Source organism: Streptomyces sp. NPDC127190 (assembly GCF_042672505.1).
Classification (GTDB): Bacteria; Actinomycetota; Actinomycetes; order Streptomycetales; family Streptomycetaceae; genus Streptomyces.
Genome location: NZ_JBHXVE010000014.1, coordinates 25,719 through 51,351, shown reverse-complemented (window position 1 = coordinate 51,351; position 25,633 = coordinate 25,719). Strand labels below are relative to the sequence as shown.

Genomic DNA, 25,633 nt, shown 5'->3' with positions numbered 1-25,633 from the left:
ACCCCTATTCTAAGTTTGCCACCACCCACCCACCCCCCCCCCCTCCCCGCCCCCCCCTCCCCCGCCCGGCCGCCGCCGTCGGCGTTCCCGCCCCCGGTGCGAGTGCCTGCGAGCCCAGCTGCTCCGGCAGTGAAACGCGGCGAACCACACGAAGGGCCTCGAGGCCGCCGACCTGACCACATCGCCCCCACCCGTGCGGTGCAGGCCTCAGCCCTTAAGGGCTGAGGCTGTGCGGCCGTCGGCGTCGAGGGCGGCTGGGGCTGTGGCGGCTGGCGTGGGGCTGCTCTCGCGGTTGCGGTGGCCGGGGGGATGCTCCGGCCCTCCCGGCTCCATTCTGGGGGCGGGGGCACCGTGGCCGTCGCCCGGATTCTGGGGGCGGGCACCGTGGCCGTCGCCCCGGATCGAGGGGGGCCTCTGAACCGCGTCCGAGGGGCCCCTGCCCCGCCCTGTGACCCTGGCGCGCGGCAGAGCCACCCCGGCCCCCGGCGTCCCGGCCCGCAGCACTGGCCCCCCACTGAGCAGCTCCGTCCCGCCGTACTGGCGCCCCCGACTGGCACCCCGTCCCGCAGTGGACGGTGTTTTGCCGGAACGGCAATATCGCTCGTGTCCTCGCGGCTCCTCGCCGGAGCATGGGCCCCAGCCGGTCGTGACCGGTGTTCCCGCAGACCAGGCCGACGCGGCGGTCGGCAACAGGGGGTCGCAATCCGGCGGGCCCATGCCCCGAGGCTCCTCGGTCCGTCCGCCGCCGTAGGCCCCGCCTCAGGAGGCCCCATGCCGCAGAAACACCGTCTGGTGCGCTCGCCCGCCGGCCGCGTCCACCTCGTGGAGGAGGGCCGCGGCCCGCTGGTGCTGCTGCTCCACGGCTTCCCGGAGTGCTGGTACAGCTGGCGCCACCAGCTGCCCGCGCTGGCCGCCGCCGGCTACCGCGCCGTGGCCGTCGACGTCCGCGGCTACGGCCGATCCTCCCGGCCGACGGCCGTGGACGCCTACCGCATGCTCGAGCTGGTGGCGGACAACGTCGCCGTGGTCGAGGCGCTGGGGGAGCGGTCGGCGGTGGTCGTCGGGCACGACTGGGGTGCCACGATCGCCGCCACCTCCGCGCTGACCAGGCCCGACGTCTTCCACGCGGTGGGTCTGCTGAGCGTGCCGTACACCCCGCCCGGTGGACCGCGGCCCAGTGAGGTGTTCGCGCGGATGGGCGGGGAGGAGGAGTTCTACGTCTCCCGTTTCCAGCAGCCCGGCCGCGCGGAGGCGGAGATCGAGCCCGATGTCCGCGGCTGGCTCGCCGGCTTCTACGCGGCCCTCTCCCCGGAGACCGTTCCGATGCCCCTCGACAACGGCACCGACACCGACGTCCACATGGCCATCGACGTCGACACAGCCACCGCCCCGAGCCCCTACTTCGCCCACCCCCACCGCACCCTGCGCGAACGCTTCCCCGCCGGGCGCCGGCCCGTCTGGCTCAGCGAGCGCGACCTGGACGTCTTCGCCGGTGAGTTCGAGCGGACCGGGATGACCGGAGCGCTGAACCGGTACCGCTCCATGGACCGGGACTGGGCGGACCTCGCGCCCCACCGGGGTGCCCCGCTCACCCAGCCGTCACTGTTCGTCGCCGGCGCCCAGGACGCGTCCCTCGGCTGGCTGGCCGACGCCGTACGGGCGTTCCCCGACACCCTGCCGGGCCTGCTCGGCTCGCACCTGCTGGACGGCTGCGGCCACTTCGTCCAGCAGGAACGCCCGGACGAGACGAATCGAATCCTCGTCGACTGGCTCGCCACCCTGCCCGCCCGGTCCTGCTCACCCCGCCAGTGACGATCCGTTACTACTGGTGGGGTCTTCGAGACGTATCTGTCGTTCTGGGAGAAGTTGCCGACGCAGGCCGCGGGCGGAAATCCACCGGACGTTTTCCAAAACACCGTCACATTTCTTCGGAAGTACGACAAGCGTGGAATTCTTCTCGACCTCAAGTCCCCGGCATCGGCAGGTAATCTGACCCCGGATCACTTCCGTGCGCCGTCGCGCGGGCAGACTCCGTCCATGGACTGGATGCACTACCGCTTCCTCAGCCGATGGCCCCTGCCCGCCACCACGCCGGACACCGTGTACGCCGTACTCGAGCGGCCCGAGGACTATCCGCGCTGGTGGCCACAGGTCCGGTCGGTCACCAGGCTGGACGCCGACACCGGCGTGATCACCATCCGCTCCGCGCTGCCCTACGCCATGACCTGCACCCTGCGCACCGCCCGCCGCGACCCCGCCACCGGGACCCTGGAGGTCACCCTGTCCGGCGACATCGAAGGCTGGGCACGCTGGACGGTCACCCCCGACGGCACCGGCACCCTCGTCCGGTACGAGCAGGAGGTCGACGTCCGCAAGCCCCTGCTCAGGCGGCTCGCCGTGCCCGGGCGGCCCCTCTTCCGCCTCAACCACCGGCTGATGATGCGGGCCGGACACCGCGGACTGCTGCGCCATCTGCGGGCGGTTTGAACGAACGGCGCCCGGACCTGTATTGTTCAGTGCGTTCCCGGGCGATTAGCTCAGTGGGAGAGCGCTTCGTTCACACCGAAGAGGTCACTGGTTCGAACCCAGTATCGCCCACCGGGAGAGAGCCGGTCCGCAGCAGCGGACCGGCTCTTCTGCTGCCCGACCGCTCCGCCCCTACGCCGCCGCCGGCAGCTCCGGCCGCAGCGGCCACTCCGTGCTGACCGTCTCCTCCGAACCGCTGCGCGCGAACCACGCCTGGAGCCCCCGCGCCTGCGCCGCATGCCAGCCGGCCTGGAGCGTGTGCAGCTCGCCGGGGGACAGCCGCTCCAGCCGGGTCGCGAAACGCCGGCCCAGCGCCCGTACGACCTCCAGCGCGGCCAGCGCGTCCGCGCCCGCGTCGTGCGCGCCCTCCAGCGCCACCCCGTAGTGCTCGCACAGGTCGGTCAGCGTGCGCCGCCCCTTGCGGTACCGGTCCAGGTGCTTGTCCAGCACCCGCGGGTCCAGCACCCGCAACGGCACCGACCGGAACCAGCGGTCCAGCGAGGACGCCCGGTGCCGGCGCAACTCCCGGTCCAGCAGCGTCAGATCGAACGGCGCGTTCATCACCACCAGCGGACAGCCCAGCGCCGCGTGCTCCGCCAGCTGCTCGGCTATCTCGTACATGACCGGCGCCGGCCAGCGGCCGTTGCGCGCCAGGTGTTCCTCCGTCAGCCCGTGCACGTCCGTCGCAGCCTGGGGCACCGGCACACCCGGGTTCACCAGCCAGCGGGACACCCGGGGCCGGGTCCCCGGCGCATCCTGGACGACGACGGCGGCCGACACGATCCGGTCGGTCTCGACGTCGACGCCCGTCGTCTCCGTGTCGAAGGCGGCCAACGGCCCCTCGTACCAGGTCGTCATCGCAACCCAACTCCTCGTTCACCCACGGCAGATGGCGTTCCGTCTTCTGCCCGTTTGGTGATACCCGGGCCGTTTGCGGCGTACGCCGGAAGGAGACAACAGGAGTACGGGTCTTTGCAGTTCAGCGGCCCTCAGCGGGGAAACACTTGGCTTGGAAGGCTGTTGGTCATGGCCATAGCGCAGCCCGAGCGGGGCGGGCTGCTGCCCGATCGCACGGGCACCCTTCGCGGCACGCTCGCCACCACCGCCTGCATGGAGACCTTGCAGGTCGGCTATCTGCACGCGGTCGCCGCCGCGGCCGGCTGCTCGCTGTCCCAGCCCTTCCCGGACAACGGCATCGACTGGCACGTCAGCCACAGCGCCCCCGGCCACACCGTCGACGACGAGGTCACGATCAAGGTCCAGCTGAAGGCCACGTACCAGGTCGCCCCCCGCCCTCCGGGGCCCTCCTTCTCCTTCACCCTCGACAACGACCACCTGCGCAAGCTCGCCCGCACCCCGGTCACGGTCCACAAGATCCTGGTCGTCATGATCGTCCCGCGCTCGCAGGACCAGTGGCTGCGCGCCGGACACGACCGGCTCGACCTCAGGCACTGCTGCTACTGGGTCAACCTCGCCGGCCACCCGGTCACCGGGCGGCAGCGGACCACCGTGCGGATCCCGACCTCGCGCATCTTCGACGACCGCGCGCTCTGCGAGATCATGACGCGGGTCGGGACGGGAGGCAGGCCATGACAAGCCGTCCGTACGGGCAACCGCCCCGCCAGGCCCGCCCGCACCCCGACGACCCGCCCTGGAACAGCCCGCCCGAGCCCGCCGGGGTCGACCCCGCCGTCCTCGGCGCCCTGCTGCGCCGGCACGGCTGGCAGCGGCGCGGCGGAGCCCCCGGACGGTACGGCCGCTGGACCCCGCCCGGCCCGGCCGGCCACGCCACCAGCCTGCTCGTCCCCGAGAACCGTGCCTTCCCCGACAGCGACGACCTGCTCGGCGAGGCCCTCGACGCCCTCGCCCGCAGCGACACCCCCGCCGCACGCGAGGTGCTGATCTCCCTCGCCGTACCCAGCGACGAGATCCGCTGGTGGCGCCAGACCCCGAGCGGACCCGCCGGCACCGCGCCCTGGGCGGCCGACGAGCAACTGCACACCGCCGCCCGGCAGATGCTGCTCGCTGCCGCCCTCGCCACCCGCGCCCGGGCCGGCTACCACGGCGCCCGCCACCGCCGCCCCGCGACCGCCCTCCTGGAACACCTCCTCGTCGGCCCCGCCACCGACGGCCACCGCCTCACCGTCTTCGCCCCCGTACCCACCGCCCGCCCCCTCGCCGTCCGCCTCCACCAGGCCCTGTACGCCGCCCGCGAGGCCATCGACTACCGGCGGGCCACCGGCGGCATGGACGCCTTCGACGGCGCGGTCCAGGCCGGGGTCAGCCGGGAACTCACCGAAGCGCTCACCACCCTCGTACGGGGCACCGAGGGCGCCCGGATCGCGGTCGCCTGGGCGCCCGGCGCCGGCGTCCCCGAGGGCTGCGCCGCCTCCGCCGAGCCCGTCGAGTTCTCGCCCGGCGACCTGCCCGCCCTGCGCGAGGCCGCCGCCCGCTATCTGCACGCGGAACCCTCCGTACCGGTCCGGATCACCGGCGCCGTGGTCCGCATGCGCCGCGCCGGCCCCGGCGGCCCGGGCACGGTCCGGCTGCGCGTCCTCGCCGGAGCCGAGGTCCCGCACGTCCGCGTCACCCTGGACGAGGAGGACTACCGCATCGCGGGCCACGCCCACCTCGTCGGGCTGCCGGTGCGCATACACGGCCGGCTGGAGCGCCGCGGCGGCTTCCGCCGGCTCACCGGCGCCTCCGGCGTCGTCCCCGTCCAGGTGGACGAGGCCGAGCGGGACCGGCTGATGAAGTCCCTGCACGAGAACCTCGACTTCTTCGAGGAGGCATGTGGCGAGGCGTACGGGGACGGGGACTGAGGGTGACCGTTTCGCGGTCGGTGCCGAGGGGTCGGTACGATCGCCTGTGCGCGCGCTCCTGGTATGGCGCCGCACCCACCTTCAGTCAGGAGAGACCGGTGTCAGACGTCCGTGTGATCATCCAACGCGATTCCGAGCGGGAAGAACGCGTGGTGACGACGGGCACTACGGCCGCCGACCTCTTCGCGGGCGAGCGCTCGATCATCGCCGCGCGCGTGGGCGGCGAGCTGAAGGACCTCACGTACGCACTGTCCGACGGTGACGAGGTCGAGGGCGTCGAGATCTCGTCCGAGGACGGCCTGAACATCCTGCGCCACTCCACCGCGCACGTCATGGCGCAGGCCGTGCAGGAGCTGTTCCCCGAGGCCAAGCTGGGCATCGGCCCGCCGGTCAAGGACGGCTTCTACTACGACTTCGACGTCGAGAAGCCGTTCACGCCCGAGGATCTCAAGGCCATCGAGAAGAAGATGCAGGAGATCCAGAAGCGCGGGCAGAAGTTCGCCCGTCGCGTGGTCACCGACGAGGCGGCCCGCGAGGAGCTGGCGGACGAGCCGTACAAGCTGGAGCTGATCGGCCTCAAGGGCTCGGCGTCGCACGACGACGGCGCGGACGTCGAGGTCGGCGCCGGCGAGCTGACGATCTACGACAACCTGGACGCCAAGACCGGCGAGCTGTGCTGGAAGGACCTCTGCCGGGGTCCGCACCTGCCCTCGACCCGTCTCATCCCGGCGTTCAAGCTGATGCGCAACGCGGCCGCCTACTGGCGCGGCAGCGAGAAGAACCCGATGCTCCAGCGCATCTACGGCACCGCCTGGCCGTCCAAGGACGAGCTGAAGGCGTACCTGGACTTCCTCGCCGAGGCCGAGAAGCGCGACCACCGCAAGCTGGGCAGCGAGCTCGACCTGTTCTCCATCCCGGAGCAGATCGGCTCCGGCCTCGCCGTCTTCCACCCCAAGGGCGGCATCATCCGCCGGGTCATGGAGGACTACTCGCGGCGCCGCCACGAGGAAGAGGGCTACGAGTTCGTCTACACCCCGCACGCGACGAAGGGGAAGCTCTTCGAGACCTCGGGCCACCTGGACTGGTACGCCGACGGCATGTACCCGCCCATGCAGCTCGACGAGGGCGTGGACTACTACCTCAAGCCCATGAACTGCCCGATGCACAACCTGATCTTCGACGCGCGCGGCCGCTCCTACCGCGAACTGCCGCTGCGCCTCTTCGAGTTCGGGACCGTGTACCGGTACGAGAAGTCCGGCGTCGTGCACGGCCTCACCCGGGCCCGCGGCTTCACCCAGGACGACGCGCACATCTACTGCACCCGTGAGCAGATGTCCGAGGAGCTGGACAAGACGCTCACCTTCGTCCTCGGCCTGCTGCGCGACTACGGTCTGACCGACTTCTACCTGGAGCTGTCGACCAAGGACCCGGAGAAGTTCGTCGGCTCCGACGAGGTCTGGGAGGAGGCGACCGAGACGCTGCGCCAGGTCGCCGAGAAGCAGGGCCTGCCGCTGGTCCCGGACCCGGGCGGCGCCGCCTTCTACGGCCCGAAGATCTCCGTCCAGGCCAAGGACGCGATCGGCCGCACCTGGCAGATGTCGACCATCCAGCTCGACTTCAACCTGCCCGAGCGGTTCAACCTGGAGTACACCGGCCCGGACGGCTCCAAGCAGCGCCCGGTCATGATCCACCGCGCGCTGTTCGGCTCCATCGAGCGGTTCTTCGCGGTGCTGCTGGAGCACTACGCGGGCGCCTTCCCGGCGTGGCTGGCGCCGGTCCAGGCGGTTGGTATTCCGGTGGGTGACGCCCACGTCGAGTACCTGGACAAGTTCGCCGCCGACGCCAGGAAGAAGGGACTGCGGGTCGAGGTCGACTCCTCCTCGGACCGTATGCAGAAGAAGATCAGGACGGCGCAGAAGCAGAAGGTGCCGTTCATGATCATTGTCGGCGACGACGACATGAACGCAGGCACGGTGTCCTTCCGCTACCGCGACGGTTCGCAGGAGAACGGCATTCCGCGTGACGAGGCGATCGCGAAGCTCGTTGATGTGGTGGAGCGTCGCGTACAGGTGTGATGGGTCCCCGCGCATGCGGGGGTGATCCCAAGATTCGCAAGGCCCACACGCACAAGGTGCTCTGCTCCCCGCCGACGCGGGGGTCGGCCCCCGGTGACTGACTTGATCTCGCCGGGGGCCCTGCCCTGTACCTCACCCGGACGCCATATGCTGCCTAGCATGACGAGTGAGCCGGAGCAGCAGATCGGAGTCGGGACGCAGGATGCGTTCCAGCGCCTGTGGACCCCCCACCGCATGGCCTACATCCAGGGGGAGAACAAGCCGAGCGGTCCCGGAGCCGAGGACGGCTGCCCCTTCTGCTCGATTCCGGCCAAGTCCGACGAGGACACGCTGATCGTCCGCCGCGGCGAGCATGTCTACGCCGTCCTCAACCTCTACCCGTACAACGGCGGCCATCTGATGACCGTGCCCTACCGTCATGTGGCCGACTACACGGATCTGACCGGCCCGGAGACCGCCGAGCTGGCCGAGCTGACCAAGCAGGCGATGACGGCGCTGCGCACCGCGTCCGGCGCGCACGGTTTCAACATCGGCATGAACCAGGGGTCCGTGGCGGGTGCCGGCATCGCCGCCCACCTGCACCAGCACATCGTCCCGCGCTGGGGCGGCGACACGAACTTCATGCCGGTGGTGGGCCACACCAAGGTGCTGCCGCAGCTCCTGGCGGACACCAGGAAGATGCTGGCGGAGGCGTGGCCCGCCTCGGCGTGAGCGCCTGAGCCGGCCGCCGGGGCTCACGCGTCGTAGAGGTCGGCCTTCTTCGGCATCGGGTCCTGCACCTGGGAGCTGAGGAACGCCGACCGGGTGCCGAACTTCTCGGTGTCCACGCCATGGTCCGCGAGCACCTTGAGTGCGGCCGAGTGCACCACCCGCAGGACCGGTGTGGCCGCGCGCAGCGCGTCGTCGGCCATGAAGCGGTGCCGCCAGGGCTGGTCGGCCCAGGCGTGCCGCAGGCCGAACGGCTCGGGCAGGCCGAGTGAGCCGCCGAGCCAGTTGAGGAGCGGCGGGTACCAGGTCAGCGGGGCGCGTGCGGCGAGTCGTACCACCTCGTCGGCGGTGACCAGCGGCAGCATGATCTTGCGGGTCTCCCAGGGCTTGAGGGTCTTGGCGACCTCCTTGCTCGGGGCTTCCGGCTTGGTGGTGAACAGGGAGTTCACCGGGCCGAGGGCGTGCCCGGTGACCTCGATGCGCAGGGTCTGGTGCAGCACGGTGACCGTGATCAGCATGGTGATGACCAGCTGTCCGTCCCACAGGGTCCACTGCACGCCGAGGTAGTGCCGGTCGCCGCTGCCGAACTGCTGCTTGTTGCAGATGTCCTGTATGGCGTGCGGCTTGACCTGGAAGGCCTCGACGTCGGCGCCCTCGGGGCGGGACACGGCGGTGGCTCCCTCGCCGATGGGGGTGACGATCCAGTGCCGTATGGAGGGCTTGGGGAAGCCGCCGGTGTTCAGCGGGCCGCGTTCCAGCAGGGACAGCTGGTCGTGGATCGCGCGGATCACGTCCCAGCTGCGGAAGGGGTGGATCTCCCGGGTGGGGTCGGCGGACAGCAGGTCTTCGGCGAGTTGCCAGGAGCCCCAGCGGGTGCCCATGCCGAGTATGCCCTTGGGGCCGGCGTAGAAGACCGAGTTGGACTGCTGTTCGGCGCTGAGCCGGGCCAGGGACTGGCGCAGTTCCTCGGCCGCGGTCTCGCCGGGGGCGCGGGGTACGGCTTCCGGGACCTTGGCGCCGACGCTGGTCCCGGACAGCAGGCCGTCCCAGCGGGCCCGCAGGTCGTGGGCGGTGCGTTCGCAGATCCGCTTGGCCAGGAACCAGCCCAGTACGGGCAGGGCGACGGCCGCGCGTGCGTACCAGGCCCAGAAGCCGGTGAACGGCATCTTGATCAGGAAGAGTGCGGCGAGCAGGCCGACGCCGAGGAGCAGTGCCGTGGCGAGGGGTCCGGCTCGTCTGTCGTCGCGTTTGGCGACGAACGTGCGCAGCTGGAAGACGAGCAGCCAGGCGAGGAGTCCGGGCAGGAACAGCAGGCCGCACAGGACGGTGACGGCGGTCAGCCGGTTGTCCCGCTCGCGGCGGATGTTGTTGGCGGCCAGGCAGTGTTCGACGACGAACTGGGGTTCTGAGCCGAAGGACTGGATGAGGGGCTTGCGGCCGGGCGCGAGCATGCGGTCGACGACGGCCCGCGCGTAGGCCTCGCCGAGGTTCGGCCGGAACAGCTTGATCCGGCCGGGTTTGACGGCCGACTGGTGCCATTCGTTGTCGGCCTTCTTGATCTCCTCGATCGGGCTGTCCCGGTACGCCGCGGAGGCCAGTGCGGCCGTCGCCGCCTGACTTCCGTCGCCCGAGACGGGCACCTGGGGTCCGTCCCACTCCGTTCCAAACGACATTCCCGCCCCCATCGCCGCCGGTGTCGCTGTTCCGGCCTTCCCGAGTTCCTTGCTCCGCACACCTGTTGGACCGGTCGTGCTGCCGATTCCGGACGACTACCGGACGGTTGCGGCACGACGTGATCAGGTGATCAGCGTATCCGCCGCCACCGACAGGGCGGGGGCGGACGGCCGAAGCCGTCCGCCCCGCACCGGGTGGCGCGCGGTGAACTAGGCGCGGTCTCCGGACTGTTCCCGGATGCGCTCCGCGACCTGGGGCGGCATCGGTTCGTGCCGGGCGTAGGTGCGGTCGAAGCGGGCGGTGCCGTGCGAGAGGGAGCGGAGGTCGACGGCGTACCGGCCGATCTCGAACTCGGGTACCTCGGCCCGGATCAGGGTCCGTCCGGAGCCCACCTGTTCGGTGCCGAGGACGCGGCCGCGCCGGCTGGACAGGTCGCTCATGACGGTGCCCACGTAGTCGTCGCCGACCAGCACGGTCACCTCGGCGACCGGCTCCAGCAGGTGGATCTTCGCGTCGGCCGCGGCCTCGCGCAGTGCGAGCGCGCCCGCGGTCTGGAAGGCGGCGTCGGAGGAGTCCACCGAGTGGGCCTTGCCGTCCAGCAGTGTGACCCGTACGTCCACGAGCGGATATCCGGCGGCGACGCCCTTGGCGGCCTGTGCGCGTACGCCCTTTTCCACGGACGGGATGAACTGCCGGGGTACGGCGCCGCCGACCACCTTGTCGACGAACTCGATGCCGGAGCCGCCGGGCAGCGGTTCGACCTCGATCTCGCAGATGGCGTACTGGCCGTGTCCGCCGGACTGCTTGACATGGCGGCCGCGGCCGGTGGCCCTGGTCGCGAAGGTCTCGCGGAGGGAGACCTTGTGCGGGACGACGTCGACCTGGACGCCGTAGCGGCTGCGCAGCCGTTCCAGGGCGACGTCCGCGTGTGCCTCGCCGAGGCACCACAGGACGACCTGGTGGGTGTTCTGGTTCTGCTCCAGGCGCATGGTGGGGTCCTCGGCGACCAGCCGGGACAGGCCCTGGGAGAGTTTGTCCTCGTCGGCCTTGCTGTGTGCCTGGATGGCGAGGGGCAGCAGCGGGTCCGGCATCTGCCAGGGCTCCATCAGCAGCGGGTCGTCCTTCGCGGAGAGGGTGTCGCCGGTCTCGGCGCGGCCGAGTTTGGCGACGCAGACCAGGTCGCCGGCGACGGCGTGGGATACCGGGCGCTGCTGTTTGCCGAAGGGCATGGAGAGGGCGCCGACCTTCTCGTCGACGTCGTGGTCCTCGTGTCCGCGGTCGGTGAGGCCGTGTCCGGAGACGTGCACGGTCTGGTCGGGGCGCAGGGTGCCGGAGAATAGCCGGACCAGTGAGATGCGGCCGACGTAGGGGTCGGAGGCGGTCTTGACGACCTCGGCGACCAGCGGACCGCTGATGTCGCACGGCTTCAGCTCGCGCGGCTTGCCGTCGATGGTGGTGACGCCGGGCAGGGGATGCTCGAACGGTGTCGGGAAGCCGCCGGTGACCAGTTCGAGCAGCTCGACCGTGCCGAGGCCCTGGCGTGCGCCCTCGGCGGCGGGGGCGGCCGCGAGGACGGGGAAGAAGCTGCCGCGTGCGACGGCTCGCTCGAGGTCCTGGACCAGTGTGTCGAGGTCGACCTGTTCGCCGCCGAGGTAACGGTCCATGAGGGTTTCGTCCTCGCTCTCGGCGATGATCCCCTCGATGAGCCGGTTGCGGGCCTCCTCGATGCCGGGCAGCTGGTCGGCGTCGGGTTCGGACTCCTTGCGTTCGCCGGTCGAGTAGTCGAAGAGCTTCTGTGTCAGCAGTCCGACCAGTCCGGTCACGGGCGCGTGTCCGTCGGGCCCCTCGGGGCCGCGCAGCGGCAGGTACAGCGGGAGCACGGCGTCGGGGTCGTCGCCGCCGAACACCTCCGCGCAGGTGCGGGTCATCTCCTCGAAGTCCGCGCGGGCGGCTTCCAGGTGGGTGATCACGATGGCGCGGGGCATGCCGACGGCCGCGCACTCCTCCCACACCATGCGGGTCGAGCCGTCCACGCCGTCGGAGGCGGAGACGACGAAGAGGGCCGCGTCCGCCGCCCGCAGGCCGGCTCGCAGTTCCCCGACGAAGTCGGCGTAGCCGGGGGTGTCCAGGAGGTTGATCTTGATGCCGTTCCATTCGACCGGCACCAGGGAGAGCTGTACGGAGCGCTGCTGCCGGTGCTCGATGTCGTCGTAGTCCGAGACGGTGCCGCCGTCCTCCACGCGGCCTGCCCGGTTCACCGCCCCCGCGGTCAGTGCGAGGGCCTCCACCAGGGTTGTCTTGCCCGAACCGGAGTGGCCGACCAGCACCACGTTCCGTACCGACGAGGGCTGGTCGGCCGTCAGAGCACTGCCGGCGGCCCCGGGGTGGTGTGTCTGTGTCTTGTCGCCCATGATCCTGCCTCCCGTACACGGTGAGGTCACTGTGGGCGCGGTCGCGCGGGACCCGCGTGCACTGGCGGCTCCGGCGACGCCCGCGGTTATTCGAGCTTTCCACTCCCGTCACGTGGCGTCCATACGAACGACGTCCGCCCACCGTGATCGCGCCACGCGCGCCCGCGCGTGTGCCGGTGCACACCGGCACACGGCACGGCTGCGGGTGCCCACCCGTCACAGACGCACGCGCGTGGCTACGATGGGCCAGCCGGAGGCCACCAGGGCTACGGCGAGACGACCGTCGGGAAGGCCATGCTGAACAAGTACGCGCGTGCATTCTTCACGCGTGTCCTCACACCGTTCGCCGCGTTTCTCATCCGGAGGGGCGTGAGCCCCGACACGGTGACGCTCATCGGCACGGCCGGGGTCGTCGCGGGTGCGCTGGTCTTCTACCCCCGGGGCGAGTTCTTCTGGGGCACGGTCGTGATCACCCTCTTCGTCTTCTCCGACCTGGTCGACGGCAACATGGCCCGTCAGCTGGGCCGCTCCAGCCGCTGGGGCGCCTTCCTGGACTCCACTCTGGACCGGGTGGCCGACGGCGCGATCTTCGGCGGGTTCGCGCTCTGGTACGCGGGCCAGGGCGATGACAACGCCCTGTGCGCGGTCTCGATCTTCTGTCTGGCCAGCGGCCAGGTGGTGTCGTACACCAAGGCGCGCGGCGAGTCGATCGGGCTGCCGGTCGCCGTCAACGGGCTGGTCGAGCGCGCCGAGCGGCTGGTGATCTCGCTGGTCGCGGCCGGTCTCGCGGGCCTGCACACGTTCGGCGTGCCGGGCATCCAGTGGCTGCTGCCGGTCGCTCTGTGGATCGTCGCCGTGGGCAGTCTCGTCACGCTGGTCCAGCGGGTCGTCACGGTCCGCCGCGAGTCCGCCGAGGCGGAGGCGGCAGCGCGGCAGGGTGCCGGAGAGGCCGCGCAGTGAGCGCCGCCGAACGGCTCACCGACGCGCTGTACGGGCTCGGCTGGAGCACCGTCAAGAGGCTCCCCGAACCCGTGGCGGTCCGTCTCGGCCGCGGCATCGCCGACCTGGCCTGGAAGCGGCGCGGCAAGGGCGTGCGGCGGCTGGAGGCCAACTACGCGCGCGTGGTGCCCGACGCCACGCCCGAACGCCTCGCCGAGCTGTCGCGTGCGGGCATGCGCTCGTACCTGCGCTACTGGATGGAGTCCTTCCGGCTGCCCGCCTGGAGCCCGGAGCGCGTCAGGGCGGGCTTCGACCCGAAGGACCTGCACCATCTGACGGACGGGCTGGCCTCGGGCCGGGGTGTGATCCTGGCGCTGCCCCATCTGGCCAACTGGGACCTGGCCGGTGCCTGGGTCACCACCAAGCTGGAGACGCCGTTCACGACGGTCGCCGAGCGGCTGCGGCCCGAGACGCTGTACGACCGCTTCGTCGCCTACCGCGAGAGCCTCGGCATGGAGGTCCTGCCGCACAGCGGCGGCTCCGCCTTCGGCACGCTGGCCCGGCGGCTGCGCGACGGCGGTCTGGTCTGCCTGGTCGCCGACCGTGACCTGTCCGCCTCCGGCGTGGAGGTCGACTTCTTCGGCGAGAAGGCCCGGATGCCCGCGGGCCCGGCCCTGCTCGCCCAGCAGACCGGCGCGCTGCTGCTGCCGGTCACCCTCTGGTACGACGACTCGCCCGTCCTCCAGGGCCGGGTGCATCCGCCGGTCGAGGTGCCCGAGTCGGGCAGCCGGGCCGAGAAGACGTCTGTCATGACACAGGCGCTGGCCGACGCCTTCGCCTCCGGCATCGCCGACCACCCGGAGGACTGGCACATGCTCCAGCGGCTGTGGCTCGCCGACCTCGACCCCGCGAAGGGACCCTCGTGAGAATCGGGATCGTCTGCCCGTACTCCTGGGACGTGCCCGGTGGCGTCCAGTTCCACATCCGCGACCTCGCCGAGTACTTCATCCGGCTGGGGCACGAGGTCTCCGTGCTCGCCCCGGCCGACGACGACACCCCGCTGCCGCCGTACGTCGTCTCCGCCGGCCGTGCCGTGCCGGTGCCGTACAACGGCTCGGTGGCCCGGCTGAACTTCGGGTTCCTGTCCGCCGCGCGGGTCCGGCGCTGGCTGCACGACGGCGCCTTCGACGTGGTCCACATCCACGAGCCGACCTCGCCCTCGCTGGGGCTGCTGACCTGCTGGGCGGCTTCCGGTCCGATCGTGGCCACCTTCCACACGTCCAACCCGCGTTCGCGCGCCATGATCGCCGCGTACTCGATCCTCCAGGCGGCCCTGGAGAAGATCAGCGCGCGGATAGCGGTCAGTGAGTACGCCCGCCGCACCCTGGTCGAGCACCTGGGCGGGGACGCGGTGGTCATCCCCAACGGCGTCGACGTCGACTTCTTCGCCAGGGCCGAGCCCAGGGCGGAGTGGCAGGGGGACACCATCGGCTTCATCGGCCGTATCGACGAGCCGCGCAAGGGCCTGCCGGTGCTGATGAAGGCGCTGCCGGAGATCCTCGCGGCGCGGCCGGGGGCCCGCCTCCTGGTCGCGGGGCGTGGCGACGAGGAGGCCGCCGTCGAGGAGCTGCCGCGGGAGCTGCGCGCGCGGGTGGAGTTCCTCGGCATGATCAGCGACGAGGACAAGGCCCGCCTGCTGCGCAGCGTCGACCTGTACGTCGCTCCCAACACCGGCGGCGAGAGCTTCGGCATCATCCTCGTCGAGGCGATGTCCGCGGGCGCCCCCGTGCTCGCCTCCGACCTGGACGCCTTCGTGCAGGTCCTGGACCAGGGTGAGGCGGGCGAGGTGTTCCCGGTCGAGGACGCCGACGCGCTCGCCAAGGCGGCCGTACGGCTGCTGGCGGACCCGGAGCGGCGCGCGGCGCTGCGCGAGCGCGGCAGCGCGCATGTGCGGCGCTTCGACTGGTCGACGGTCGGCGCGGACATCCTCTCCGTCTACGAGACCGTGACGGCCGGCGCGGCGGCGGTCGCGACCGACGACCGCCCCCCAGGCCTACGAGCCCGCTTCGGCCTGGCCCGCGACTGACCCGCGCCCCGGCCCCGCACCGCCTCCGAGCCGATCGACGGGGCGGGGTCGGTAGGGGAGTGCGGGTGGGCTTCGGGCGTGTGTGAGGGGCGCGGGCCGCGACGGCTTTCGGGTTTGGCTTCGGACGGACGGCGGGCGGTTATGGCTTTCGGGCTTGGCTTCGGACGGACGGCGGCCGTTATGGTTTTCGGGCTTGGCTTCGGACGGACGGCGGCCGTTATGGTTTTCGGGCTTGGCTTCGGGCAAGTGGCGGGCCGTTGCGGTTTTCGGGCTTGGCTTCAGGCAAGTGGCGGGCCATTGCGGCTTTCGGGCTCGGCTTCGGACAAGCGGCGGGCCGATACGGCCTTCCGGCTCGGGTTGGCTCCGGGCCGTGACCGCTTTCGGGTCGGGTTTGCGGGTGGCGCTGGGCCGCGGCCGCTTTCTGGACGGGTTTCCCGGCGGCGTCGGGCCGTGACCGTTTTCGGGATGGAATTGGGGGCGGCTCCGGGCTCCGACCGCGTTTGGGTCGGCATTGCGGGCGGCTCCGGGCCATGGCGCTTTCTGGACGGGATTCCGGGCCCCGGAGCATGACCGGGCGGCGCCGGGCTGGCCGGTGGCCGGGGTGCGGCCGGGTGGGCCGATAGCCTTCGGCCGTGACCGCAACCCTCATCTGGATCCTTGTCGCCCTGGTCGCGATCGGCGTGTACCTGAGCTGGACCGCCGGCCGGCTGGACCGGCTGCATGTGCGGATGGACGCCGCGCGCGCGGCGCTCGACGCCCAGCTGCTGCGGCGGGCCTCCGTGACCCAGGAACTGGCGACCTCGGGTGTGCTCGACCCGGCCGCCTCGATCGTGCTGTACGAGGCCGCGCACGGGGCCCGGCAGGCCGAGGAGGAGCAGCGGGAGGTCGCCGAGAGCGAGCTGAGCCAGGCGCTGCGCGCGGTCTTCGCGGACCCGGCGCAGGTGGAGGCCGTACGGGAGGCCCCGGGCGGCGAGGAGGCCGCCCGGGAGCTGGCGGAGGCCGTCCGCAGGGTGCCGATGGCGCGCCGCTTCCACAACGACGCCGTCGGAGCCGCCCGCCGGCTGCGCGAGCACCGCAAGGTCCGCTGGTTCCGGCTGGCCGGACACGCGCCGTTTCCGCTGGCCTTCGAGATGGACGACGAGCCGCCCGCGGCCCTGGTGGAACGGGTGAGCTGAGCCCGCCGAGCCGAAAAGGATCCACCTGCTTGCCATTGGCCCTTGCTGTGGCCTGCTCCACTCACGTTTCCTCGGGGAAGCAGAAACCTTCTTTTCCCATGAGTGAGGTCACCCGTGTCCACCATCGAGAACCAGGCTCCCGAGACCGGCACCGCGCGCGTGAAGCGTGGCATGGCCGAGCAGCTCAAGGGCGGCGTGATCATGGACGTCGTCACGCCGGAGCAGGCGAAGATCGCCGAGGACGCGGGCGCCGTCGCCGTCATGGCCCTGGAGCGGGTCCCGGCCGACATCCGCAAGGACGGCGGTGTGGCCCGGATGTCCGACCCGGACATGATCGAGGGCATCATCGACGCCGTCTCCATCCCGGTCATGGCCAAGTCCCGCATCGGCCACTTCGTCGAGGCCCAGGTCCTCCAGTCCCTCGGCGTCGACTACATCGACGAGTCCGAGGTCCTCACCCCGGCCGACGAGGTCAACCACTCGGACAAGTGGTCCTTCACCACCCCCTTCGTGTGCGGTGCCACCAACCTGGGCGAGGCCCTGCGCCGCATCGCCGAGGGTGCCGCGATGATCCGCTCCAAGGGCGAGGCCGGCACCGGCAACGTGGTCGAGGCCGTCCGCCACCTGCGTCAGATCAAGGGCGACATCGCCCGCCTGCGCGGCCTGGACAACCACGAGCTGTACGCCGCCGCCAAGGAGCTGCGCGCCCCGTACGAGCTGGTCAAGGAGGTCGCCGAGCTGGGCAAGCTCCCGGTGGTGCTGTTCTCCGCCGGCGGTGTGGCCACCCCGGCCGACGCGGCCCTGATGCGCCAGCTCGGCGCCGAGGGCGTGTTCGTCGGCTCCGGCATCTTCAAGTCCGGCGACCCGGCCAAGCGCGCCGCGGCCATCGTCAAGGCCACCACCTTCTACGACGACCCGAAGATCATCGCGGACGCCTCCCGCAACCTCGGCGAGGCCATGGTCGGCATCAACTGCGACATCCTCCCCGAGTCCGAGCGCTACGCGAACCGCGGCTGGTAAGGCACTGCATCACATGAACACCCCCGTCATAGGCGTCCTGGCCCTCCAGGGCGACGTACGGGAGCACCTCATCGCCCTGGCCGCGGCCGACGCCGTGGCCAGGCCGGTGCGGCGCCCCGAGGAACTCGCCGAGGTCGACGGTCTCGTGCTGCCCGGCGGCGAGTCCACCACCATCTCCAAGCTGGCCGTCCTCTTCGGGCTGATGGAGCCCCTCCGCGCGCGCGTGCGCAGCGGCATGCCCGTCTACGGCACCTGCGCCGGCATGATCATGCTCGCCGACAAGATCCTCGACCCGCGCTCGGGCCAGGAGACCATCGGCGGCATCGACATGATCGTGCGCCGCAACGCCTTCGGCCGCCAGAACGAGTCCTTCGAGGCCGCGCTCGACGTCCGGGGCATCCCGGGCGATCCTGTGGAGGGCGTCTTCATCCGCGCCCCCTGGGTGGAGTCCGTCGGCGTCGGCACCGAGGTGCTCGCCGAGCACGAGGGCCACATCGTCGCCGTCCGCCAGGGCAACGCGCTCGCCACGTCGTTCCACCCGGAACTGACCGGCGACCACCGGGTGCACTCCCTCTTCGTCGACATGGTGCGCGCCAACGGGGCGGCGGAGTCCTTGTAGGATCTCTGGCGTTCGTTATGTAGATGGTTACGCGAAGGAGACAGGCAGATGTCCGGCCACTCTAAATGGGCTACGACGAAGCACAAGAAGGCCGTGATCGACGCCAAGCGCGGCAAGCTCTTCGCGAAGCTGATCAAGAACATCGAGGTCGCGGCGCGCATGGGCGGCGTCGACCTCGACGGTAACCCGACACTGTACGACGCCGTCCAGAAGGCCAAGAAGCAGTCGGTCCCGAACAAGAACATCGACTCCGCGATCAAGCGCGGTGGCGGTCTCGAGGCCGGCGGCGCCGACTACGAGACGATCATGTACGAGGGTTACGGCCCCAACGGTGTCGCGGTGCTCATCGAGTGCCTCACCGACAACCGCAACCGCGCCGCCTCCGACGTCCGTGTCGCCATGACCCGCAACGGTGGCTCCATGGCCGACCCGGGCTCCGTGTCGTACATGTTCAGCCGCAAGGGCGTCGTCATCGTCCCCAAGGGTGAGCTGACCGAGGACGACGTGCTCGGCGCCGTCCTGGACGCCGGTGCCGAGGAGGTCAACGACCTCGGCGAGACCTTCGAGGTCATCAGCGAGGCCTCCGACCTGGTCGCGGTCCGCACCGCCCTCCAGGAGGCCGGCATCGACTACGACTCCGCCGACTCCAGCTTCGTGCCGTCCGTCCAGGTCGAGCTGGACGAGGAGGGCGCAAAGAAGATCTTCAAGCTGATCGACGCGCTCGAGGACAGCGACGACGTGCAGAACGTCTTCGCGAACTTCGACGTGAGCGACGAGATCATGGCGAAGGTCGACGCGTAACGCGTACGGCTGGCTGACCGGGCCGACGGGACACCCCCCGTCGGCCCGTCGCGTTCCCGGCGTCGGTGCGGGGCGTTGTCAGTGGCACCCGATAGCCTGCACAAACAGGTGATCGAGCCGGCAGAGGGAGGGGCGCGGTGCGTGTTCTGGGGGTGGACCCCGGCCTGACGCGATGTGGCGTCGGTGTCGTCGAGGGGGTCGCGGGGCGCCCGCTCACCATGATCGGCGTCGGGGTCGTACGCACCCCGGTGGACGCCGACCTCAGCCACCGGCTGCTCGCCGTCGAGCAGGGCCTCGAGGAGTGGCTGGACGAGCACCGGCCCGAGTTCGTCGCGGTGGAACGCGTCTTCAGCCAGCACAACGTCCGCACCGTCATGGGCACCGCCCAGGCCAGCGCCGTCGCCATGCTGTGCGCCGCCCGGCGCGGCATCCCCGTCGCCCTGCACACCCCCAGCGAGGTCAAGGCCGCCGTGACCGGCACTGGTCGTGCCGACAAGGCGCAGGTCGGCGCCATGGTCACCCGGCTGCTGCGGCTCGCCGCACCCCCGAAGCCGGCCGACGCCGCCGACGCCCTCGCCCTCGCCATCTGCCACATCTGGCGCGCCCCCGCGCAGAACCGGCTCCAGCAGGCCGTCGCCCGGCAGCAGATCCACGCAACGAAAGGCCGTACGGCATGATCGCCTTCGTCAGCGGCACGGTCGCCGCGCTCGCCCCCGACGCCGCGGTCGTCGAGGTCGGCGGTGTCGGCATGGCCGTCCAGTGCACGCCGAACACGCTGTCCACGCTCCGTCTCGGCCAGCCCGCCAAGCTGCACACCTCCCTGGTCGTGCGCGAGGACTCCCTCACCCTGTACGGCTTCGCCGACGACGACGAGCGCCAGGTCTTCGAGCTGCTCCAGACCGCGAGCGGGGTCGGCCCGCGCCTCGCCCAGGCGATGCTCGCCGTGCACACCCCGGACGCGCTGCGCCGGGCCGTCGCCACCGCCGACGAGAAGGCGCTCACCGCCGTGCCCGGCATCGGCAAGAAGGGCGCCCAGAAGCTGCTGCTGGAGCTGAAGGACCGCCTCGGCGAGCCCGTCGGCGCCCCCGCGGTCGGCGCCCCGGTCAGCCAGGGCTGGCGCGACCAGCTGCACGCGGCCCTGATCGGCCTCGGCTACGCCACCCGCGAGGCGGACGAGGCCGTGACCGCCGTGGCCCCCCAGGCGGAGGCGGCCGGCGGCACCCCGCAGGTGGGGCAGCTGCTCAAGGCGGCCCTCCAGACCCTGAACCGCGCCCGCTGACCCGACGACCATCGAGGCACATCACATGAACTGGGACGACACGGCCGACCCCGCCGCCGCCGAGCGGCTCGTCGGCGCGTCCGCCGACCGGGAGGACCAGGCCGTCGAGGCCGCGCTGCGCCCGAAGGACCTCGGCGAGTTCATCGGCCAGGAGAAGGTCCGCGAACAGCTCGATCTCGTCCTGCGGGCCGCACGCGCGCGCGGCGCCACCGCCGACCACGTACTTCTGTCCGGCGCGCCCGGTCTCGGCAAGACCACCCTGTCGATGATCATCGCGGCCGAGATGGGCGCCCCCATCCGGATCACCTCCGGCCCCGCCATCCAGCACGCCGGCGACCTCGCCGCGATCCTCTCCTCCCTCCAGGAGGGCGAGGTCCTCTTCCTCGACGAGATCCACCGCATGTCCCGGCCCGCCGAGGAGATGCTGTACATGGCGATGGAGGACTTCCGCGTCGACGTCATCGTCGGCAAGGGCCCCGGCGCCACCGCGATCCCGCTGGAACTGCCCCCCTTCACCCTGGTGGGCGCCACCACGCGCGCGGGTCTGCTGCCGCCCCCGCTGCGCGACCGGTTCGGCTTCACCGCGCACATGGAGTTCTACGAGCCGCGTGAGCTGGAGCGGGTCGTGCACCGCTCGGCGCACCTGCTGGACGTCGGGATCGAGCCGGACGGCGCCGCCGAGATCGCCGGCCGCTCCCGCGGCACGCCCCGTATCGCCAACCGTCTGCTGCGCCGCGTCCGCGACTACGCGCAGGTCAAGGCGGACGGCCTGATCACCCGGGAGATCGCGGCCGCGGCGCTCGCCGTGTACGAGGTCGACGCGCGCGGCCTGGACCGGCTCGACCGTGCCGTCCTGGAGGCGCTGCTGAAGCTGTTCGGCGGCGGCCCGGTCGGCCTGTCCACGCTCGCGGTCGCGGTGGGGGAGGAGCGCGAGACCGTGGAAGAGGTCGCCGAACCGTTCCTGGTCCGGGAGGGTCTGCTGGCCCGCACACCGCGCGGCCGGGTCGCCACCCCGGCGGCCTGGGAGCACCTGGGCCTGACCCCGCCCAGGTCGTCGGCGGGGGGAAGCGGACAGCAGGATCTGTTCGGGACGTGACGGGCCGGCGGCGGCGAGGGCATTGGCCCACGCAGGAACCCAGGTGCCATGCTGAGCGTTGTTCCATGCATGCGGACTCGCTTAGACTCCGCCGATGCCGCTCTTGCGGGCGGCGCCGACCACACCCCCATCAATAGGCCGCTCACACGCGCGGTCGCGCGAAGGAAATTCCGTCCCGTGAATGCCTTTACCCTTCTCCCGTTCATCGTGCTCATCGCGGCCATGTTCCTGATGACGCGCTCGGCCAAGAAGAAGCAGCAGCAGGCTGCCCAGATGCGGAACGAGATGCAGCCCGGCTCCGGTGTCCGCACGATCGGGGGGATCTACGCGACGGTCAAGGAGGTCAACGAGGAGACCGTCCTCCTCGACGCCGGCCCCGGGGTCGAGCTCCTCTTCGCCAAGAACGCGATCGGCGCCGTCCTCACCGACGACGAGTACAACCGCATCGTCCACGGCATCGAGCACGACCTGAAGTCCGACGCCGACATCGTCCCCGACGACGCCTCCTCCCTCACCGAGACCGACGAGACCGACGGATCTGCCGCCGCTGCCGCCGCCTCCGACGACAAGATCGACCTCGGTAAGAAGGACGCCGACGCCGCCGGGGACGGCACCGACGCGGCCGAGGCCGCCAAGGCCAAGGCGGAGGACGAGCCGAAGAAGACCGACGGCGACTCCGACGCGAAGTAGTCATGCCCCGGTGGTGCGCAAGGCGGCATAATCACGCCCCGCGCACCACCGGGCGCGTCTGTTCCCGTAGGGGAGCCCGACACCATGTCATGGCCGACCGCGCCGACCGGGCGCGAGCGGCCCGAGAGGGAGTACGAGAAGGTGGCAGCACCTAAGAGGGGCCGGAGCGCGAGCGCCCAGAGCAAGCCAGGGCGCTTGCTGGCCCTCATCCTGATCGCCATCGTGGCGCTCACCGGAGGGATGTTCGCCTCCGGGCACAAAACTCCGCGTCTCGGCATCGACCTCGCCGGTGGTACGAGCATCACGCTCAAGGCGAAGGCCGACCAGGGGTCCGCGATCAACAAGGCCAACATGGACACCGCGGTCGACATCATGAACCGGCGTGTCAACGGCCTGGGCGTCTCCGAGGCGGAGGTGCAGACCCAGGGGACCGACAACATCATCGTCAACATCCCCAAGGGCACCAACTCCAAGGAAGCCCAGCAGCAGGTGGGCACCACCGCCAAGCTGTACTTCCGCCCGGTCCTGGCCAGCGAGCCCAGCGGTACGGCCGCGCCGAGCCCCTCGCCGAGCACCTCCTCCAGCGGCGGCTCCAAGCCGAGCACCAGCCCGAGCCCCTCCGCGAGCGCCTCCGGGCAGCAGAAGGCCTCCTCGTCCTCCTCCGCGTCCCCCTCGGCATCGGCGACCTCCCAGGGCCGCGCCGTCACGGACGCGCTGAAGGCCGGCTCCACCCCCTCGCCGAGCGCCTCCGCGAGCGGCAACGGCAAGCCGTCGGCCAGCCCGTCGGCGTCCGCTTCCGGCAACCCGGGCACCGCCGCGCTCCAGGCCCAGTACACGGGCCTGAACTGCGCCAAGCCCGCCGATCGCGCCAACGCCGGCAAGAAGGCCAAGCCCGGTGAGCCCACCGTGGCCTGCGGCGAGATCAACAAGGTCTGGTACAAGTACCTGCTCGGCCCGGTCGCCGTGGACGGCACCGAGGTGAAGAAGGCGCAGGCCGTCTTCGACACCCAGGGCGCCTCCGGCTGGCAGGTCCAGATGAACTTCAACTCCAGCGGTTCGAAGAAGTTCGCGGACATCACCGACAAGCTGTCCAAGAACCAGCAGCCGCAGAACGAGTTCGCCATCGTCCTCGACGGCGACGTCGTCTCCAGCCCGTACGTCCAGCAGGCCATCACCGGCGGCCAGGCGGAGATCTCCGGCAGCTTCACGCAGACCGAGGCGCAGAGCCTCGCCAACATGCTGTCGTACGGCGCCCTGCCGCTCTCCTTCCAGGAGCAGTCCGTCACCACCGTGACCGCCGCGCTCGGCGGTGAGCAGCTGCACGCCGGTCTGCTGGCCGGCGCCATCGGCCTCGCCCTGGTCGTGATCTACCTGGTGGTCTACTACCGCGGTCTGTCGCTGGTCGCCATGGCCTCGCTGCTGGTCTCCGCGATCCTCACCTACGTGATCATGTCGCTGCTCGGCCCGGCCATCGGCTTCGCGCTGAACCTGCCGGCCGTCTGCGGTGCCATCGTCGCCATCGGTATCACCGCGGACTCGTTCATCGTGTACTTCGAACGCATCCGGGACGAGATCCGTGAGGGCCGCTCCCTGCGCCCCGCCGTCGAGCGGGCCTGGCCGCGCGCCCGGCGCACCATCCTGGTCTCCGACTTCGTGTCCTTCCTGGCCGCCGCCGTGCTGTTCGTCGTGACCGTCGGCAAGGTCCAGGGCTTCGCGTTCACGCTCGGCCTGACCACCGTGCTCGACGTGGTCGTCGTCTTCCTCTTCACCAAGCCGCTCATGACTCTCCTCGCCCGCCGCAAGTTCTTCGCGGACGGCCACAAGTGGTCCGGACTCGACCCGAAGGGCCTGGGCGCCAAGGCCCCGCTGCGCCGCACCCGCCGTCCCGCCGGTCCCGCCACCGGCTCTGCCGACCCGAAGGAGGCGTGAGCGATGTCGAAACTCGGCAACCTCGGCGCTCGACTGCACCGCGGCGAGATCTCCTACGACTTCGTCGGCAAGCGCAAGATCTGGTACGGCATCTCCATCCTGATCACCATCACGGCCATCCTCGGCCTGGCGGTGCGCGGGCTGAACATGGGCATCGAGTTCAAGGGCGGCGCGGTCTTCACCACGCCCACCCACATGAGCACCTCGGTCGGCCAGGCGGAGACGTACGCCAAGGACGCCTCCGGTCATGACGCGATCGTGCAGAAGCTCGGCAACGGCAGCCTGCGCATCCAGATCGCCGGCATCGACACCGGCCAGTCCGACAAGATCAAGCAGGACCTGGCCAAGGACCTGAACCTCAACCCCGAGAAGCTCGCCGCCGACCTGGTCGGCCCGAGCTGGGGCCAGCAGATCGCCAACAAGGCCTGGGAGGGCCTGGCGATCTTCATGGTGCTGGTCGTGATCTATCTGGCGATCGCCTTCGAGTGGCGCATGGCCGTCGCGGCGCTGGTCGCGCTGATCCACGACATCACCATCACCACCGGTGTCTACGCCCTCGTCGGCTTCGAGGTCACGCCCGGTACGGTCATCGGTCTGCTGACGATCCTCGGTTACTCGCTCTACGACACGGTCGTCGTCTTCGACAGCCTCAAGGAGCAGACGAAGGACATCACCAAGCAGACCCGCTGGACCTACAGCGAGATCGCCAACCGGTCGATCAACGGCACGCTGGTGCGTTCGATCAACACCACGGTCGTCGCCCTGCTGCCGGTCGCCGGTCTGCTCTTCATCGGCGGCGGCTTCCTCGGCGCCGGCACGCTGAACGACATCTCGCTGTCGCTGTTCGTCGGCCTCGCGGCCGGCGCGTATTCCTCGATCTTCATCGCCACGCCGCTCGTCGCGGACCTCAAGGAGCGCGAGCCCGCGATGAAGGCCCTCACCAAGCGGATCACGGCCAAGCGTGCCCAGGCCGCCGCCGGGGAGGACCTCCCCGACGCCCGCGCCGGGCTGGACGAGGACTCCGACGACGCGGCCCCCGCTGTGGTGGGCCCGCGCGACCAGTCCGCGTCCCGCAGCCGGGGCCGCGGCCGAACCTCCGGGAAGCGCCGATGACCGACATCCAGGAGCTGCTGCTCAGCCGTATCCGCGATGTCGCGGACTACCCGGAGCCGGGCGTGATGTTCAAGGACATCACCCCGCTGCTGGCGGACCCGGCGGCCTTCACGGCGCTCACCGACGCGCTCGCCGAGATCGCCGCAGGCACCGGCGCCACCAAGATCGTCGGCCTGGAGGCCCGCGGCTTCATCCTCGGCGCCCCGGTCGCCGTCCGCGCGGGCCTGGGGTTCATCCCGGTCCGCAAGGCGGGCAAGCTGCCGGGAGCCACCCTGCGGCAGGCGTACGACCTCGAGTACGGCTCGGCCGAGATCGAGGTGCACGCCGAGGACCTGACCTCCGGTGACCGGATCCTGATCGTGGACGACGTCCTGGCCACGGGCGGTACGGCCGAGGCGGCGATCCAGCTGATCGAGCGGGCCGGCGCCCAGGTCTCCGGCCTCGCGGTGCTGATGGAACTCGGCTTCCTCGGGGGCCGTACCCGTCTGGAGCCCGCGCTCGGCGGCGCGCCGCTGGAGGCACTGCTCCAGGTCTGAGCGCGTATCTGCGGACACACGAGCGGCCCCGGCTTCGCCGGAGGCCGCTTCGTGTTTTCCACGACGCCGGCAGCTCCTGTCCGGAAGCCGCCCCGCGTCCGGACACCTCCCGCACACCCGCCGTCCACCTCCGC

Annotated in this window: 23 protein-coding genes and 1 tRNA gene; 21 read left to right on the top strand and 3 right to left on the bottom strand. The window is 71.2% G+C overall.

Annotated elements, in window-relative coordinates:
* Nucleotides 1-771: 771 nt before the first annotated feature.
* The 3 genes from ACFVIU_RS21810 (at nt 772) to ACFVIU_RS21800 (ending at nt 2,598) form a co-directional block, all read left to right on the top strand.
* Entirely contained in the window at nt 772-1,812 is a 1,041-nt protein-coding gene (locus tag ACFVIU_RS21810; protein WP_385844417.1) for an alpha/beta hydrolase, read from the top strand.
* Between the two features lie 225 nt (nt 1,813-2,037).
* On the top strand, nt 2,038-2,487 hold the full coding sequence (locus ACFVIU_RS21805) for an SRPBCC family protein (RefSeq protein WP_385844416.1): 450 nt from the start codon (nt 2,038-2,040) through the stop codon (nt 2,485-2,487).
* Nucleotides 2,488-2,526: 39 nt separating this feature from the next.
* A tRNA-Val gene (locus tag ACFVIU_RS21800) sits at nt 2,527-2,598 on the top strand.
* Nucleotides 2,599-2,658: 60 nt separating this feature from the next.
* Here the strand turns inward: ACFVIU_RS21800 and ACFVIU_RS21795 are convergent.
* Nucleotides 2,659-3,384 (bottom strand): 3'-5' exonuclease, encoded by a 726-nt coding sequence (locus ACFVIU_RS21795; protein ID WP_385844415.1) that lies wholly within the window; start codon nt 3,382-3,384, stop codon nt 2,659-2,661.
* A 168-nt stretch (nt 3,385-3,552) separates the two neighbouring features.
* On the opposite strand from ACFVIU_RS21795, the gene ACFVIU_RS21790 reads away from it, so the two are divergent.
* The 4 genes from ACFVIU_RS21790 to ACFVIU_RS21775 all read left to right on the top strand — a co-directional run bounded on the left by ACFVIU_RS21790 (nt 3,553) and on the right by ACFVIU_RS21775 (nt 8,134).
* Entirely contained in the window at nt 3,553-4,119 is a 567-nt protein-coding gene (locus ACFVIU_RS21790) for a DUF4365 domain-containing protein (protein ID WP_385844413.1), read from the top strand.
* Complete coding sequence (locus tag ACFVIU_RS21785; protein WP_385844412.1) at nt 4,116-5,348, top strand: hypothetical protein; 1,233 nt, start codon at nt 4,116-4,118, stop codon at nt 5,346-5,348. The genes ACFVIU_RS21790 and ACFVIU_RS21785 overlap by 4 nt, the downstream gene beginning before the upstream one ends.
* Before the next feature lie 98 nt (nt 5,349-5,446).
* A complete protein-coding gene (gene thrS, locus ACFVIU_RS21780) occupies nt 5,447-7,423 on the top strand; it encodes a threonine--tRNA ligase (RefSeq protein WP_385844410.1) in 1,977 nt (658 codons plus the stop codon).
* A gap of 147 nt (nt 7,424-7,570) precedes the next feature.
* The gene (locus ACFVIU_RS21775; protein WP_385844409.1) at nt 7,571-8,134 is read left to right on the top strand and encodes an HIT family protein; all 564 of its coding nucleotides are present in this window, start codon (nt 7,571-7,573) and stop codon (nt 8,132-8,134) included.
* A 23-nt stretch (nt 8,135-8,157) separates the two neighbouring features.
* Here the strand turns inward: ACFVIU_RS21775 and ACFVIU_RS21770 are convergent, their stop codons facing one another.
* Together ACFVIU_RS21770 and ACFVIU_RS21765 are read right to left on the bottom strand one after the other, a co-directional pair.
* The gene (locus ACFVIU_RS21770) at nt 8,158-9,804 is read right to left on the bottom strand and encodes a hypothetical protein (protein ID WP_385844408.1); all 1,647 of its coding nucleotides are present in this window, start codon (nt 9,802-9,804) and stop codon (nt 8,158-8,160) included.
* 210 nt (nt 9,805-10,014) lie between these two features.
* A complete protein-coding gene (locus ACFVIU_RS21765; protein ID WP_385844406.1) occupies nt 10,015-12,216 on the bottom strand; it encodes an elongation factor G-like protein EF-G2 in 2,202 nt (733 codons plus the stop codon).
* Between the two features lie 294 nt (nt 12,217-12,510).
* Between ACFVIU_RS21765 and pgsA the strand changes: the two genes are divergently transcribed.
* The 14 genes from pgsA (at nt 12,511) to ACFVIU_RS21695 (ending at nt 25,499) form a co-directional block, all read left to right on the top strand.
* A complete protein-coding gene (pgsA, locus tag ACFVIU_RS21760) occupies nt 12,511-13,176 on the top strand; it encodes a phosphatidylinositol phosphate synthase (RefSeq protein ID WP_385844405.1) in 666 nt (221 codons plus the stop codon).
* Nucleotides 13,173-14,081: a phosphatidylinositol mannoside acyltransferase gene (locus ACFVIU_RS21755; protein WP_385844404.1), complete on the top strand. Its 909-nt coding sequence runs from the start codon at nt 13,173-13,175 to the stop codon at nt 14,079-14,081. The genes pgsA and ACFVIU_RS21755 overlap by 4 nt, the downstream gene beginning before the upstream one ends.
* Nucleotides 14,078-15,241: a glycosyltransferase family 4 protein gene (locus ACFVIU_RS21750; protein WP_385844403.1), complete on the top strand. Its 1,164-nt coding sequence runs from the start codon at nt 14,078-14,080 to the stop codon at nt 15,239-15,241. The genes ACFVIU_RS21755 and ACFVIU_RS21750 overlap by 4 nt, the downstream gene beginning before the upstream one ends.
* Nucleotides 15,242-15,873: 632 nt before the next feature.
* Nucleotides 15,874-16,416 (top strand): hypothetical protein, encoded by a 543-nt coding sequence (locus tag ACFVIU_RS21745; RefSeq protein WP_385844401.1) that lies wholly within the window; start codon nt 15,874-15,876, stop codon nt 16,414-16,416.
* Nucleotides 16,417-16,530: 114 nt separating this feature from the next.
* Nucleotides 16,531-17,436: a pyridoxal 5'-phosphate synthase lyase subunit PdxS gene (pdxS, locus tag ACFVIU_RS21740; RefSeq protein WP_360744865.1), complete on the top strand. Its 906-nt coding sequence runs from the start codon at nt 16,531-16,533 to the stop codon at nt 17,434-17,436.
* Nucleotides 17,437-17,449: 13 nt separating this feature from the next.
* Nucleotides 17,450-18,055 (top strand): pyridoxal 5'-phosphate synthase glutaminase subunit PdxT, encoded by a 606-nt coding sequence (pdxT, locus tag ACFVIU_RS21735; RefSeq protein WP_385844400.1) that lies wholly within the window; start codon nt 17,450-17,452, stop codon nt 18,053-18,055.
* Nucleotides 18,056-18,103: 48 nt separating this feature from the next.
* The gene (locus tag ACFVIU_RS21730) at nt 18,104-18,856 is read left to right on the top strand and encodes a YebC/PmpR family DNA-binding transcriptional regulator (RefSeq protein ID WP_385844398.1); all 753 of its coding nucleotides are present in this window, start codon (nt 18,104-18,106) and stop codon (nt 18,854-18,856) included.
* Nucleotides 18,857-18,993: 137 nt separating this feature from the next.
* Nucleotides 18,994-19,533, top strand: a complete 540-nt coding sequence (gene ruvC, locus ACFVIU_RS21725) for a crossover junction endodeoxyribonuclease RuvC (RefSeq protein WP_385844397.1) — start codon at nt 18,994-18,996, stop codon at nt 19,531-19,533.
* On the top strand, nt 19,530-20,135 hold the full coding sequence (gene ruvA, locus ACFVIU_RS21720) for a Holliday junction branch migration protein RuvA (protein ID WP_385844396.1): 606 nt from the start codon (nt 19,530-19,532) through the stop codon (nt 20,133-20,135). Before ruvC ends, ruvA begins: the two co-directional genes overlap by 4 nt.
* Before the next feature lie 25 nt (nt 20,136-20,160).
* Nucleotides 20,161-21,231 carry a Holliday junction branch migration DNA helicase RuvB gene (gene ruvB / locus ACFVIU_RS21715; protein ID WP_385844394.1) on the top strand — a complete coding sequence of 357 codons (1,071 nt, stop codon included), beginning with the start codon at nt 20,161-20,163 and terminating at the stop codon, nt 21,229-21,231.
* A gap of 177 nt (nt 21,232-21,408) precedes the next feature.
* Nucleotides 21,409-21,921, top strand: coding sequence for a preprotein translocase subunit YajC (yajC, locus tag ACFVIU_RS21710; protein WP_385844393.1), 513 nt, complete (start codon nt 21,409-21,411; stop codon nt 21,919-21,921).
* Nucleotides 21,922-22,062: 141 nt separating this feature from the next.
* Nucleotides 22,063-23,850 carry a protein translocase subunit SecD gene (secD, locus tag ACFVIU_RS21705; RefSeq protein WP_385844579.1) on the top strand — a complete coding sequence of 596 codons (1,788 nt, stop codon included), beginning with the start codon at nt 22,063-22,065 and terminating at the stop codon, nt 23,848-23,850.
* A 3-nt stretch (nt 23,851-23,853) separates the two neighbouring features.
* On the top strand, nt 23,854-24,963 hold the full coding sequence (secF, locus tag ACFVIU_RS21700; protein ID WP_385844392.1) for a protein translocase subunit SecF: 1,110 nt from the start codon (nt 23,854-23,856) through the stop codon (nt 24,961-24,963).
* Nucleotides 24,960-25,499 carry an adenine phosphoribosyltransferase gene (locus ACFVIU_RS21695; RefSeq protein WP_385844390.1) on the top strand — a complete coding sequence of 180 codons (540 nt, stop codon included), beginning with the start codon at nt 24,960-24,962 and terminating at the stop codon, nt 25,497-25,499. The genes secF and ACFVIU_RS21695 overlap by 4 nt, the downstream gene beginning before the upstream one ends.
* The last annotated feature ends 134 nt before the right edge of the window (nt 25,500-25,633 follow it).

Excerpts from the sequence above, each read along its gene's own strand:
- ACFVIU_RS21810 (WP_385844417.1), top strand. The coding sequence starts at position 772 with ATGCCGCAGAAACACCGTCTGGTGCGCTCGCCCGCCGGCCGCGTCCAC.
- ACFVIU_RS21805 (WP_385844416.1), top strand. The coding sequence starts at position 2,038 with ATGGACTGGATGCACTACCGCTTCCTCAGCCGATGGCCCCTGCCCGCC.
- ACFVIU_RS21795 (WP_385844415.1), bottom strand. The coding sequence starts at position 3,384 with ATGACGACCTGGTACGAGGGGCCGTTGGCCGCCTTCGACACGGAGACG.
- ACFVIU_RS21790 (WP_385844413.1), top strand. The coding sequence starts at position 3,553 with ATGGCCATAGCGCAGCCCGAGCGGGGCGGGCTGCTGCCCGATCGCACG.
- ACFVIU_RS21785 (WP_385844412.1), top strand. The coding sequence starts at position 4,116 with ATGACAAGCCGTCCGTACGGGCAACCGCCCCGCCAGGCCCGCCCGCAC.
- ACFVIU_RS21775 (WP_385844409.1), top strand. The coding sequence starts at position 7,571 with ATGCTGCCTAGCATGACGAGTGAGCCGGAGCAGCAGATCGGAGTCGGG.
- ACFVIU_RS21770 (WP_385844408.1), bottom strand. The coding sequence starts at position 9,804 with ATGTCGTTTGGAACGGAGTGGGACGGACCCCAGGTGCCCGTCTCGGGC.
- ACFVIU_RS21765 (WP_385844406.1), bottom strand. The coding sequence starts at position 12,216 with ATGGGCGACAAGACACAGACACACCACCCCGGGGCCGCCGGCAGTGCT.
- pgsA (WP_385844405.1), top strand. The coding sequence starts at position 12,511 with ATGCTGAACAAGTACGCGCGTGCATTCTTCACGCGTGTCCTCACACCG.
- pdxT (WP_385844400.1), top strand. The coding sequence starts at position 17,450 with ATGAACACCCCCGTCATAGGCGTCCTGGCCCTCCAGGGCGACGTACGG.
- ACFVIU_RS21730 (WP_385844398.1), top strand. The coding sequence starts at position 18,104 with ATGTCCGGCCACTCTAAATGGGCTACGACGAAGCACAAGAAGGCCGTG.
- ruvA (WP_385844396.1), top strand. The coding sequence starts at position 19,530 with ATGATCGCCTTCGTCAGCGGCACGGTCGCCGCGCTCGCCCCCGACGCC.
- ruvB (WP_385844394.1), top strand. The coding sequence starts at position 20,161 with ATGAACTGGGACGACACGGCCGACCCCGCCGCCGCCGAGCGGCTCGTC.
- secF (WP_385844392.1), top strand. The coding sequence starts at position 23,854 with ATGTCGAAACTCGGCAACCTCGGCGCTCGACTGCACCGCGGCGAGATC.
- ACFVIU_RS21695 (WP_385844390.1), top strand. The coding sequence starts at position 24,960 with ATGACCGACATCCAGGAGCTGCTGCTCAGCCGTATCCGCGATGTCGCG.